General features: G+C 60.1%; 10 protein-coding genes. 9 read left to right on the top strand and 1 reads right to left on the bottom strand.

The window, feature by feature from the left end; all coding sequences use genetic code 11:
- Window positions 1-124: 124 nt before the first annotated feature.
- The gene (locus tag QUG01_RS05320) at window positions 125-1,804 is read right to left on the bottom strand and encodes a long-chain-fatty-acid--CoA ligase (RefSeq protein ID WP_500829214.1); all 1,680 of its coding nucleotides are present in this window, start codon (window positions 1,802-1,804) and stop codon (window positions 125-127) included.
- A gap of 544 nt (window positions 1,805-2,348) precedes the next feature.
- Between QUG01_RS05320 and rimP the strand changes: the two genes are divergently transcribed.
- From rimP to QUG01_RS05275, 9 genes are all read left to right on the top strand, one after another.
- Window positions 2,349-2,774: a ribosome maturation factor RimP gene (gene rimP, locus QUG01_RS05315; protein ID WP_043625877.1), complete on the top strand. Its 426-nt coding sequence runs from the start codon at window positions 2,349-2,351 to the stop codon at window positions 2,772-2,774.
- Between the two features lie 51 nt (window positions 2,775-2,825).
- Window positions 2,826-4,304, top strand: a complete 1,479-nt coding sequence (gene nusA / locus QUG01_RS05310; RefSeq protein WP_500829213.1) for a transcription termination factor NusA — start codon at window positions 2,826-2,828, stop codon at window positions 4,302-4,304.
- 39 nt (window positions 4,305-4,343) lie between these two features.
- Window positions 4,344-7,286, top strand: a complete 2,943-nt coding sequence (infB, locus tag QUG01_RS05305; RefSeq protein ID WP_500829212.1) for a translation initiation factor IF-2 — start codon at window positions 4,344-4,346, stop codon at window positions 7,284-7,286.
- A 249-nt stretch (window positions 7,287-7,535) separates the two neighbouring features.
- The gene (gene rbfA, locus QUG01_RS05300) at window positions 7,536-7,949 is read left to right on the top strand and encodes a 30S ribosome-binding factor RbfA (protein ID WP_500829211.1); all 414 of its coding nucleotides are present in this window, start codon (window positions 7,536-7,538) and stop codon (window positions 7,947-7,949) included.
- Window positions 7,946-8,866 carry a tRNA pseudouridine(55) synthase TruB gene (truB, locus tag QUG01_RS05295; protein WP_500829210.1) on the top strand — a complete coding sequence of 307 codons (921 nt, stop codon included), beginning with the start codon at window positions 7,946-7,948 and terminating at the stop codon, window positions 8,864-8,866. Before rbfA ends, truB begins: the two co-directional genes overlap by 4 nt.
- A gap of 94 nt (window positions 8,867-8,960) precedes the next feature.
- On the top strand, window positions 8,961-9,230 hold the full coding sequence (gene rpsO, locus QUG01_RS05290) for a 30S ribosomal protein S15 (RefSeq protein ID WP_043625892.1): 270 nt from the start codon (window positions 8,961-8,963) through the stop codon (window positions 9,228-9,230).
- Between the two features lie 197 nt (window positions 9,231-9,427).
- The gene (pnp, locus tag QUG01_RS05285; protein WP_500829209.1) at window positions 9,428-11,572 is read left to right on the top strand and encodes a polyribonucleotide nucleotidyltransferase; all 2,145 of its coding nucleotides are present in this window, start codon (window positions 9,428-9,430) and stop codon (window positions 11,570-11,572) included.
- Window positions 11,573-12,040: 468 nt separating this feature from the next.
- The gene (locus QUG01_RS05280) at window positions 12,041-12,346 is read left to right on the top strand and encodes a hypothetical protein (RefSeq protein WP_500829208.1); all 306 of its coding nucleotides are present in this window, start codon (window positions 12,041-12,043) and stop codon (window positions 12,344-12,346) included.
- 44 nt (window positions 12,347-12,390) lie between these two features.
- The gene (locus QUG01_RS05275; protein WP_500829207.1) at window positions 12,391-12,852 is read left to right on the top strand and encodes a toxin-activating lysine-acyltransferase; all 462 of its coding nucleotides are present in this window, start codon (window positions 12,391-12,393) and stop codon (window positions 12,850-12,852) included.
- Window positions 12,853-12,867: the final 15 nt, after the last annotated feature.

Below are 12,867 nucleotides of genomic sequence, written 5' to 3'. Positions count from 1 at the left end.
TGGGTATCCATCATCACGCTCCTGGTGAGAGGCTTACTTCAGTGTAGTTACCAACTTACAATTGGGACATAGCCAAACAAAAAGCCGCCCGGGAAGGGCGGCTTGCGTATGCTGCCGGGTGGGATCAGGCTTGTTTGGCGGTTTCCTGATCGCGCAAGGCGCGGCGCAGAATCTTGCCGACGTTGGTTTTCGGCAGTTCCTGGCGGAATTCCACCAGCTTGGGCACTTTGTAGCCGGTCAGGTTCTCGCGGCAGTAGTGGATGATGTCCTTTTCGGTCAGCGCCGGGTCCTTCTTCACTACGAACACCTTGACCACTTCGCCGGATTTTTCGTCCGGCACGCCGATGCAGGCCACTTCCAGCACCCCCGGATGTCCGGCCACCACGTCTTCGATCTCGTTCGGGTAGACATTGAAGCCGGACACCAGAATCATGTCCTTCTTGCGGTCCACCAGTTTGACGAAGCCTTCCGGCGTGATCATCGCCATGTCGCCGGTGGCGAGGAAGCCGTCCGGCCCCAGCACCTTGGCGGTTTCGTCCGGGCGCTTCCAGTAGCCGCGCATCACTTGCGGACCGCGGATGCAAAGCTCGCCCTGTTCGCCCTGCGGCACAGGTTTGCCTTCGGCGTCGCGGATTTCGATTTCCGTCGACGGCACAGGCAGGCCGATGGTGCCGTTGTAGGCCTGCAGGTCCATCGGGTTGATGCAGGCGGCCGGGCTGGTTTCGGTCAGGCCGTAGGCCTCGGCCAGGGTGACGCCGGTGACAGTCTTCCATTTGTCGGCCACCGCTTTTTGCACCGCCATGCCGCCGCCCAGCGTCAGCCGCCAGGTGGAGAAGTCGAGCTTGGCGAATTCCGGATTGTTGAGCAGCGCGTTGAACAGCGTGTTGACGCCGGTGATGCAGGTGATCGGGTACTTGCGCAATTCCTTGATGAAGCCCGGGATGTCGCGCGGGTTCGGGATCAGCACGTTCAGCGCGCCCAGCTCGGTGAACACCATCAGGTTCGCGGTCAGCGAGAAGATATGGTACAGCGGCAGCGCGGTGACGATGACTTCCTGGCCTTCGCGCACCAGGGTGGAGACCCAGGCGCTGGCTTGCAGCATATTGGCGACGATGTTCTTGTGCAGCAGCTCTGCGCCCTTGGCCACGCCGGTGGTGCCGCCGGTGTACTGCAGGAAGGCGATATCGTCGTGCGTCAGCTGCACCTTGTCATACGGCTTGGCGCGGCCGGCAGCCAGCGCGTCGTTGAAGCCGATGTGGCCGGCGATATGCCATGGCGGCACCATCTTCTTGACCTTGCGCACCACGAAATTGGCCAGCTGGCGCTTGGGGAAGCCGAACATGTCGCCGATGGTGGCGATCACCACGTTCTTGATCTGGGTGCGCGGCAGCACCTGCTCCAGCACGTTGGCGAAGTTTTCCAGGATGACGATGGTTTCGGCGCCGGCGTCTTTCAGCTGGTGCTCCAGCTCGCGCGGGGTGTACAGCGGATTGACGTTGACCACCACCCCGCCGGCGCGCATGGTGCCGAAGACGGAAATGGGATATTGCAGCAGATTGGGCATCATGATCGCCACGCGATCGCCCTTCTTCACGCCGAGCTTGTGCTGCAGGAAGGAGGCGAACTGGCCGCTGAGGGCGTCCAGTTCCGAATAGCTGAGCACCTTGTCCATGCAGGCCATCGCCGGGCGGTCGCCGAACTTCTTGACGCTGCGGTCGAACACCTCGATGACCGACTGGAACTGATTGATATCGATCTCGTGGGCAACCCCAGCCTGGTAGTTTTTAAGCCACACCTTATCCATAAATCCGGGTTTCTCCGTCGTGCGGGTTTTAGCGAGCATCGCGCCAGCGCGCGCCGGCGGCGATCCGGTTTTAGCGAGTCGCTGTTTTTTTAATCGTTGTCTTCGCGGCCTGTGACGCTGGCCGCTGGGCTCAAACTGATGTTTGATTCGCGGTAATGTACCGTAACTGAAAAGCTCTCGCAAAAATTGTCTGGCATGGAGCCAGGCCGGGGCGGGGCGCCGGTCGGGCTTATCGGCGGTTTGCGATCATGTTCGGCGCGGCGCGGTTTGGGGGGCGATGAAGCATGTGCGGGTTGTGCCCGCCCTCAAGGCATGGCGGCTCCCGAGTCCGCATGGCTGGTTTTTGCCGGCGCGCGGCCAAAATGCCCTGGCAGCGAACGACCTGAGCGGCGGGTGTTTGCGGCGCGCGCTTTTCGGCGGAAAATGGCCGCCGGCGGACAAAGAACGCGGCCGGGCGCTTAGGTTTTCTTTTTTGCGGAAATAGGTTACAATCGCAGCGGTTAGGGATGGGCGTTTCGCCCATTTTTTATTTGTGGAAAAAGCAATGGATGTTCGTTTGCTGCTGGAAAACACCCTGCAGGGTTTCGGCTACGAGTTGGTCGATTTTGAAATGACCCCGGGTGGCGGTTTTCGCGTATTTCTCGACAAGCCCGGTGGCATCACCGTGGAAGACTGCGTGTTGGTGAGCAATCACCTGACTCGACTGTTCATGGTCGAGAACGTGGACTACGAGCGACTGGAAGTATCTTCGCCGGGCCTGGATCGTCCTTTGAAGAAGGAAGCCGATTTCGTCCGTTTCGCCGGTCAGCTCGCCAAGATCAAGACGCGGATGCCGATCGAGCAGCAGAAGAAATTTACCGGTCGTCTTGCCGGGGTCGAAGACGGCTCCGTGAAGCTGGATGTGGATGGCCGCATCGTGGTGATTCCGTTCGCCAACATCGACAAGGCTCGTCTCGAGCCTGAGTTTTGATGCCTGGACGGCGATAGCCCGCGCTAAAGGACAAAATTCGGAGAGGAATGCATGAGTCGCGAGATTTTGTTGCTGGTGGATGCCCTGGCGAGCGAAAAGAATGTCAGCAAGGATGTGGTGTTTTCCGCCCTTGAGATGGCGCTTGCCTCGGCAACCAAGAAAAAGTTTACCGATGACGAAATGGATGTGCGCGTCGAGATCGATCGCCACACCGGTCAGTACCAGACCTTCCGCCGCTGGCTGGTGGTGGAAGATGAGCTGCTGGAATCCGAAAGCAAGGAAATCGGCCTGGTCGATGCTCGCGAGCGTGATCCGCGCGTCGAACTGGGCGCCTATATTGAAGAACCGATGGAAGCGGTGGAATTCGGCCGCATCGGCGCGCAGACCGCCAAGCAGGTCATCCTGCAGCGCATCCGCGACGCCGAGCGCGAACAGCTGCTGAACGAATTCCTGCAGCGCCGCGAGCACCTGGTGATCGGCACCATCAAGCGCATCGAACGCGGCAATGCCATCGTCGAATGCGGCAAGCTCGAAGCCGTGCTGCCGCGCGATCAGATGATTCCGAAGGAAAACCTGCGCGTGGGCGACCGCGTCAAGGCCTACCTGCTGCGCATCGACCGCCAAGGCCGCGGCCCGCAACTGATCCTGTCCCGCACTTCGCCGGACTTCCTGGTCAAGCTGTTTGAGCTGGAAGTGCCGGAGATCGACGAGGGCATGCTGGAAATCCGTGCCGCGGTGCGCGATGCCGGCATGCGCGCCAAGATCGCGGTCAAGGCCAACGACGCCCGCATCGATCCGCAAGGCACCTGCATCGGCATGCGCGGTTCCCGCGTTCAGGCGGTGACGCAGGAACTGGCGGGCGAGCGCGTGGATATCGTGCTGTGGGCGCCGGAACCGGCTCAGTTCGTTATCAACGCGCTGTCGCCGGCTGAAGTCAGCCGCATCATGGTGGACGAAGACAATCACAGCATGGACGTGATCGTTGAGGAAGACCAACTGGCGCTGGCCATCGGCCGTAGCGGCCAGAACGTCAAGCTCGCTGCGGAGCTGACCGGCTGGTACCTGAACATCATGACCGTGACCGAGGCCGAAGAGAAGCATCAGGCCGAGGACGCCGCGCTGCGCCAGCTGTTCGTCAGCGCGCTGGGCGTGGAAGAAGACATCGCAGCCAAGCTGGTGAACGAAGGCTTTGCCGCGCTGGAAGAAGTGGCCTATGTGCCGCTGGAAGAAATGCTGGAAATCGAAGGCTTCAACGAGGAGCTGGTGGGCGAGCTGCGCAGCCGCGCCCGTGATGCGCTCCTGACTCAGGCCATTGCGTCCGAAGAGCAGGTCGAAAACGTATCGGATGACCTGAAGGACATGGAAGGCCTGGATGCCGAGCTGGTTCGCAAGCTGGCCGCAGGCGGCGTGAACACCCGCGACGATCTGGCCGACTTGGCTGTTGACGATCTGGTGGACATGACCGGCATGGAAGCGGAAGCTGCACGCGCAATCATCATGAAGGCGCGCGAACACTGGTTCAACCAGTAAGGCTTTCTCGGGAAGTATTTACGGAATTTGGGAAGACGAATGGTTTTGACGAATGTAAAACAATTTGCCAGTGAGATGAATCTCTCGCCGGAACGCCTGCTGGAACAGCTGAAGGCGGCCGGCGTGAGCAAGCGCTCGCCGGAAGACACCCTGTCGGCGCAAGACAAGTCCCAGCTCCTGGACTATCTGAAGCGTGCGCATGGCGCGCGCGAGGACGGCGGCATTACGCTGACCCGCAAGTCCACCTCCGAGGTGAAAAAAGCCGACGGCGGCACCGTGACTGTGGAAACCCGCAAGAAGCGCGTGGTGGCGCGTCCGGAAGAAGCCCCGCGCGCCGAAGCGCCGAAGCCGGCCGAACCGGCTCCCGCTCCGGCCGCCAAGCCTGCGGAAGCCAAGCCCGAGCCGAAGCCGGAGCCCAAGGTTGAGGCGAAGCCGGAAGTCAAGCCTGAGCCGAAGCCCGAGCCCAAGGTGGAAGCCAAGCCGGAACCTAAGCCCGAGCCGAAGCCGGCCGCCGCGCCGGCTCCGCGCACTGTCGCCTCCATCCTGTCGCCGGAAGAAATCGCCGCGCGTGAAGCCGAAGAGAAGCGTCAGGCCGCGTTCCGCGCCCGTCAGGAAGCGCTGATGCGCGAAAAGATCGAGCGCGAGGAACGTCGCCAGGCTGCCAAGCTGGCGGCTTCGCAACCGGCTCCGGCGCCCGCTCCGGTCGTCGAGCCGCCGCGCGAAGAGCGCCGCGACGAGCGTCGTCCGGCCCCGGCTGGCGACAACCGCGGTCCGCGCGGCAACGATAACCGCGACAACCGTGGCCCGCGCCCGGCAGGTGCCGGTGATCGCGGTCCGCGCCCGGCAGGCGCTGGCGATCGTGGCCCGCGCCCAGCTGGCGCCGGTGATCGTGGTCCGCGTCCGGCAGGCGCCGGCGATCGCGGCCCGCGTCCGGCTGGCGACAACCGTGGTCCGCGCCCGGCTGGCGATAACCGCGGCCCGCGTCCTGGCGTGGCCGGCGCGCCTGGCGCCCCGACTGTGCCGGCGACGGTTGCCGGTCGCCCGGATGCCAAGAAGGGCGGCGGCAACAAGAAGGGCGGCGATCGCTGGGATGAAGGCAAGAAGGGCGGCCGCGGTCTGAAGACCAAAGGCGGCGATGCCGGCAACGACTGGAAGTCGCGCGGCGGCAAAGGCAAGAACAAGCAGAACAATCAGCACGCCTTCCAGGCGCCGACCGAACCCATCGTGCATGAGGTTCTGGTGCCGGAAACCATCACCGTGGCCGAACTGGCCCACCGGATGGCCGTGAAGGCGGTTGAAGTGATCAAGACCCTGATGAAGATGGGTATGATGGTCACCATCAACCAGGTGCTGGATCAGGAAACCGCGTTGATCGTGGTGGAAGAAATGGGCCACATCGGTAAGGCCGCTCAGGCGGACGATCCGGAAGCCTACCTGGAAGTGACCGGCGGCGAGACCGTCGAAGTGGTGGAAAAGCCGCGCTCCCCGGTGGTGACCGTGATGGGCCACGTGGACCACGGCAAGACCTCGCTGCTGGACTACATCCGCCGCGCCAAAGTGGCGGCGGGCGAAGCCGGCGGCATTACCCAGCACATAGGCGCTTACCACGTGGAAACCCCGCGCGGCATGATCACCTTCCTCGATACCCCGGGTCACGAAGCGTTTACCGCGATGCGTGCCCGCGGCGCCAAGGCTACGGACATCGTGGTGCTGGTGGTGGCGGCCGACGACGGCGTGATGCCGCAGACGATCGAAGCGATTCACCACGCCAAGGCGGCCAAGGTGCCGATGGTGGTGGCGGTCAACAAGATCGACAAGCAAGGCGCCAACCCCGAGCGCATCCGCCAGGAACTGGTATCGCATGAAGTGGTGCCGGAAGACTGGGGCGGCGATACCCAGTTCGTCGAGGTGTCGGCCAAGATGGGCCTGAACATCGACGCGCTGCTGGAAGCCATCCTGCTGCAGGCCGAAGTGCTTGAGTTGAAGGCGCCGGTGGAAACCCTGGCCAAGGGCATCATCGTCGAGGCTCGCCTCGACAAGGGCCGTGGTCCGGTTGCCACCCTGCTGGTTCAGTCCGGCACGCTGCGCAAGGGCGATGTGGTTCTGGCTGGCACGGCATTCGGCCGCGTCCGCGCCATGATGGACGAAAACGGCAAGGCCATCGAATCGGCCGGTCCGGCCATCCCGGTGGAAATCCTGGGCCTGTCCGACGTGCCGCTGGCCGGCGAAGACGCCATGGCGCTGGCCGACGAGAAGAAGGCGCGTGAAATCGCCCTGTTCCGAGCCGGCAAGTTCCGCGACGTGCGTCTGGCCAAGCAGCAGGCCGCCAAGCTGGAGAATATGTTCGCCCAGATGTCCGAAGGCGAGGTGCAAACCCTGTCCATCATCATCAAGGCGGACGTGCAAGGTTCGTACGAAGCGCTGGCCGGCAGCCTGCAGAAGCTGTCCACCGAAGAAGTTCGCGTGGCCATCCTGCACTCCGGCGTGGGCGGCATCAGCGAATCCGACGTCAACCTGGCGATCGCCTCCAAGGCCATCATCATCGGCTTCAACACCCGCGCCGATTCCGCCGCGCGCAAGCTGGCGGAGAACGAGGGCGTCGACATCCGTTACTACAACATCATCTATGATGCGGTGGACGAGGTGAAGGCCGCGCTGTCCGGCATGCTGGCGCCGGAGAAGAAGGAACAGATCCTGGGTACGGTCGAAATCCGCCAGGTGATCTCGGTTTCCAAGGTGGGCAATATCGCGGGTTGCATGGTGACCGACGGCATGATCAAGCGTTCCGCTTCGGTCCGTCTGATCCGCAACCATGTGGTGGTGCACACCGGCGAACTGGAATCGCTGAAGCGCTTCAAGGACGACGTGAAGGAAGTCAAGCAAGGCTACGAATGCGGCCTGATGCTGAAGAACTTCAACGACATCCAGGAAGGCGACCAATTGGAAGCGTTCGAAATCGTCGAAGTTGCGCGCTCTCTGTAATTGAGACGCCAAGGGCGGGCGCCGGTCTGACCGAAAGGTCGGCGGGCGCTCGCCTTTTTCATGTTTGCGCCACGAAACCCACGAAAAACACGAACAAACCAGCCCGAGGGCAGCAATGACAAGACTGGCTTGGAGTGAACGCGCTTGCGCACGGTTTTGAGCATCGGTCTCGTGATTGTGTTTCGTGTTTTCCGTGGTTTTCGTGGCTAAAGCGGTTCTGTGAATCGCAAGGTAACGATTGGAATCATCATGGCCAAAGCCAAAAAAGGTTTTTCCCGCTCGGACCGCATCGCCGAGCAAATCCAGCGCGAGCTGGCCGAGCTGACCCGCAAGGGACTGAAGGATCCGCGCGCCGGCTGGATCACCATCACCCAGGTGGAGGTGACCCGCGACTACTCGCACGCCAAGGTGTATTACACGGTGATGGTGGAGTCCACCCGCGAAGCGACTCAGGAGGCGCTGGACAGCTCCGCCGGCTACCTGCGCAACGAGCTGGGCCGCGCGATCAAGATTTTCAGCATTCCGCAGCTGCACTTCGTCTATGACGACTCGGTCGAGCGCGGCATGCACCTGACCAGCCTGATCAACCAGGTGGCGCGCGAAGACGCGGAGAAGTTCGGCGATGTCGCCGACGGCGAGCCGGGCGAGGGCAAGGCCGAATGAGCAAGCCGCGCAGCAACCGCCGCCACATCGATGGCGTGCTGCTGATCGACAAGCCCTACGACATCTCCAGCAACAACGCGCTGCAGAAGGCGCGCTGGCTGCTGAACGCCGCCAAGGCCGGCCACACCGGCGTGCTGGACCCGCTGGCCACCGGCCTGCTGCCGGTGTGCCTGGGCGAGGCCACCAAGTTTTCGTCCTACCTGCTGGATGCCGACAAAGGCTACCGCGCGACGGTCAAGTTCGGCGTGGTGACGACCACCGGCGACGTGGAGGGCGAGGTGGTGTCCGAGCGCCCGGCGAACTTCAGCCGCGAGCAGCTGGAGGCCGTGCTGGAACGCTTCCGCGGCGAAATCAGCCAGGTGCCGCCGATGTATTCCGCGCTGAAGCACCAGGGCAAACCGCTGTACGAATATGCCCGCGCCGGCATCGAGGTGCCGCGCGAGGCGCGCCAGGTCACCATCCGCAAGCTGGAGCTGTTGTCGTTCGACGGCGTATCGGCCGAGATCGACGTGCTGTGCACCAAGGGCACCTATATCCGCACCTTGGGTTGCGATATCGGCGAGGCGCTCGGTTGCGGCGCGCATTTGACCGCGCTGCGCCGCACCGCGACCGGCGGTTTCACGCTGGACCAGTCGCATCTTTTGGCGGATCTGGAGCAGCTGGACATGCCGGCGCGCGAGGCGAAGCTGTTGCCGGCCGACGTGCTGGTTGCGCACTTTCCACAGGTCGAGCTGCCCGATGGCGAGATCGGCAAGTTTATGCACGGCCAACCCGTGCGTTTTGAACAAAAGTGTGAGAAAATGCAGCGTTTCCGGGTTTACCATCAGGTGACGCGGAAATTCGTGGGGCTGGGCGAGGCTCGCGGCGATGGCCGCTTGCATCCGATCCGGCTCCTGGCGAACCAGGCCCAGGCCTGATCCGTCGCTTACCGGAGTGTGGAATGGGTTGGGTTTTCCGGCTCGCCGCACTTGTCGGGTTTTCAAACCCCCTACTGAAACTGGAGTAATCCAAATGGCAATGACCGCCGCTCAAAAAGCAGAAATCGTTAAAAGTTTCCAACGCGCTGAAGGCGACACTGGTTCGTCCGAAGTGCAGGTTGCCCTGCTGACCGCACGCATCAACGACCTGACCCCGCACTTCAAAGCCAACACCAAGGACCACCACAGCCGTCGTGGCCTGCTGAAGCTGGTTAGCCGTCGCCGCCGTCTGCTGGACTACCTGAAGGGCACTGACGCTGATGCTTACCGCGCGCTGATCGCCCGCCTGGGCCTGCGCAAGTAATCGGTATCCGGTTCTGAAAAAGTCGCAGCTTGCTGCGACTTTTTCACACCGACAGCTTCGCGAGTTCTAATTGTCGTGACAACGGGGGGAGCCTCTACAAATTCAGATCTAGCCGCAGGTCCGAATTTTTAGGGGTTCCCGTTGTTTTTTTCCGGCTCGCGATTTTTACAATCGAACCAAGATAAAGGGAAACCCTCGTGTTCAATAAGATCACCAAAACCTTCCAGTTCGGCCGTCAAACCGTCACCCTGGAAACCGGTGAAATCGCCCGCCAGGCGTCCGGTTCCGTCGTCGTCACCGTTGACGACACCGTTGTGATGGTCAACGTGGTGGGCGGCAAGTCCGTCAAGCCGGGCCAAGATTTCTTCCCGCTGACCGTGGACTACCTGGAGCGCACCTACGCCGCCGGCAAGATCCCGGGCGGCTTCTTCAAGCGCGAAGGCAAGCAGTCCGAGAAGGAAGTGCTGACCAGCCGCCTGATCGATCGCCCGATCCGTCCGCTGTTCCCGGAAGGCTTCTATCATGACGTGCAGATCGTCGCCACCGTGCTGTCGCTGAATCCGGAAGTGGATTCCGACATCCCGGCGATGATCGGCGCTTCGGCCGCTCTGGCCATTTCTGGTCTGCCGTTCGCCGGCCCGATCGGCGCCGCCCGCGTCGGTTACATCAATGGCGAATACGTGCTGAACCCGACCAAGTCCGAGCTGCAAACTTCGCAGATGGACCTGGTGGTGGCCGGTACCCAACGCGCCGTGCTGATGGTGGAGTCCGAAGCCAAGGAACTGTCCGAAGCCGTGATGCTGGGCGGCGTGGTGTTCGGCCACGAGCAAATGCAAGCCGCGATCAAGGCCATCAACGAGCTGGCCGACGAAGTCAATCCGGTCATGTTCGACTGGGCCGCTCCGGCCAAGGACGAAGCGCTGATCGCTCAGATCCGCGGCATCGCCGGCGACAAGCTGGCCGAAGCCTTCCGTCTGCGTCAGAAGCAAGCCCGCACCGTCGCCATCAACGAAGCCTGGGATGCCGTCAAGGCCGCGCTGATCAACGAAGACACCGACACGCTGAAGGCCAACGAAATCAAGGGCATCTTCAAGAGCCTGGAAGCGGAAATCGTACGCGGCCAGATCTTGGCCGGCGAGCCGCGCATCGACGGCCGCGACACCCGCACCGTGCGCCCGATCAGCATCCGCAACAACCTGCTGCCGCGCACCCACGGTTCCGCCCTGTTCACCCGCGGCGAAACCCAGGCGCTGGTTGTGGCCACGCTGGGCACCAAGCAGGACGAGCAGATCATCGACGCGCTGGCCGGCGAATACACCGAACGCTTCATGCTGCACTACAACTTCCCGCCGTACTCCACCGGTGAAGCCGGCCGCATGGGCCCGCCGAAGCGTCGCGAAATCGGCCACGGCCGTCTGGCCAAGCGCGCGCTGGTCGCCGTGCTGCCGCCGGAAACCGAGTTCGGCTACTCCATGCGCGTCGTGTCGGAAATCACCGAATCCAACGGCTCCTCGTCGATGGCTTCCGTCTGTGGCGGCTGCCTGTCGCTGCTGTCCGCCGGCGTGCCGCTGAAGGCGCACGTGGCCGGTATCGCCATGGGCCTGATCCTGGAAGGCAACCGCTTCGCCGTGCTGACCGACATCCTGGGCGATGAAGATCACCTGGGCGACATGGACTTCAAGGTAGCGGGCACCGCCGAAGGCATCACCGCGCTGCAGATGGACATCAAGATCCAGGGCATCACCAAGGAAATCATGCAGGTTGCGCTGGATCAGGCCAAGGAAGGCCGTCTGCACATCCTGGGCCTGATGAAGGAAGCCGTGGACGGCCCGCAAGAGCTGTCCGCCCACGCGCCGCGTCTGTACGTGATGAAGATCAACCCGGAGAAAATCCGCGAAGTGATCGGCAAGGGCGGCGAAACCATCCGCGCCATCACCAAGGACACCGGTTGCGAGATCAATATCGAGGAAGACGGCACCATCACCATCGCTTCGGTCAGCAACGAGGGCGCGGAAGCGGCCAAGAAGCGCATCGAAGAGATCACCGTTGAAGTGGAAGTGGGCAAGGTGTACGAAGGCACCGTGGTCAAGATCCTCGACAACAACGTCGGCGCCATCGTCTCCATCCTGCCGGGCAAGGATGGTCTGGTTCACATCTCGCAGATCGCCAACGAGCGCATCAAGAATGTGTCCGACCACCTGAAGGAAGGCCAAGTGGTGAAGGTCAAGGCCATCGAAATGGACGACCGCGGCCGCATCCGCCTGTCCATCAAGGCCCTGCTGGAAGAAGAAGCGAAAACCGCCCAGGCGACTGCTGATTCCTTTGGTCTGAAGACGCAGTAAGCTTTTCTTGACTTAGCCCTGTTTGCAGGGCTGTACAGGAAAAACCCCGCTATGCGGGGTTTTTTTATTTGAATCCAAAGAAGTTGATTACATATTTTTTGGCGAGCTATTATTAACCCTGCAGCAATCATCTATACAGTAGTGTGTTTTAAAATCAATGTTAAGTCATATTTGCATGCCGAATTAAACTGCTGGAGTGTGGTAGATAATTTAGATGCTGTGATTTTGAGCTTTCCTTTCAATGGGCTGCGATTGTATTAAGAATGAAAACGCATCTTGGAAGATATTGAATTTTGATAGGTATTAATATTGTAGAGTAAGAGCGCGTAAGGTTGTATCGGTAAGGTTTTTTAAGAAGTAAGAATGATAATTAATTTATGATTTTGATAAGTATGTGAGAAAATTTTCATGTGAGTTAAATATTTAATTCGCAATTTCCTTATTATCTATCAATGTGGAGCAATTATTATGGATGAGAAGTTTGTACAAACAGTTGCAAGCGTTAACTATAACAGAGGTGTCTTTTCCCTTCATTTTGTTGGGCATGATCATGATAAGCTCGCATATGGAAAAGAGAAGGAGGATGTCGCCCAACTTGTTTTGAAGCAAATAGTTCATATGCCTGCAGCCGGCTTCATGTATATGGTAGCGATTGTCAAAAGTATGCTGGAAGACCCTAGAATGGAAGAGGAAATAAAGAAAATGATTTCGACGGGCATGATAAACGCAACGCCAGATACTGAGGGTGTGCCTGTATTCGCTGACCTTGTGTGAAAAAAAATAACCGCCAAAAAATGATAGGAGTAAATGATTAAATTGTGGCAACGATTTATCAGGCAGGTAAGCTGAATCAATCGCAAAAACAGGCCATGTTGGGTGGGGTAATGTTGTTAAGTCAATATTCCCCGCTGCACCGAAGGTACTCAGTGGCGGAGTGGCAGCATAGAATCATCCCGGCATTTGATTTAGACCAATTTTGCTACTATGAAGACGATCAAGGACGCCCAGTTGCTTTTTGCAACTGGGCTTTTGTTTCTATTCAGGTGAGAAAGATTTTGCTGTCAGGATCTAGGGATTTAATAGAGACTGATTGGCAATCAGGCGATTTTATCTTTATACCAGAGATGATTGCCCCATTTGGTCATGCTCGTGCTGTGGTACGTGATTTACGTCAAAGAGTATTTTCTTCAAAAAAAGGCCAGCGAGTCTGTACTGTGCGAGGCACTATTCATCCAGATCTGGGTGCATGTGCACGAAAAGTACAATGGTTTTCAATTTGAAAGAAGAATAGGAAG

It is taken from the genome of Chromobacterium sp. CCUG 76385 (assembly GCF_059916625.1).
This window is presented reverse-complemented; position numbering and strand designations above follow the sequence as displayed.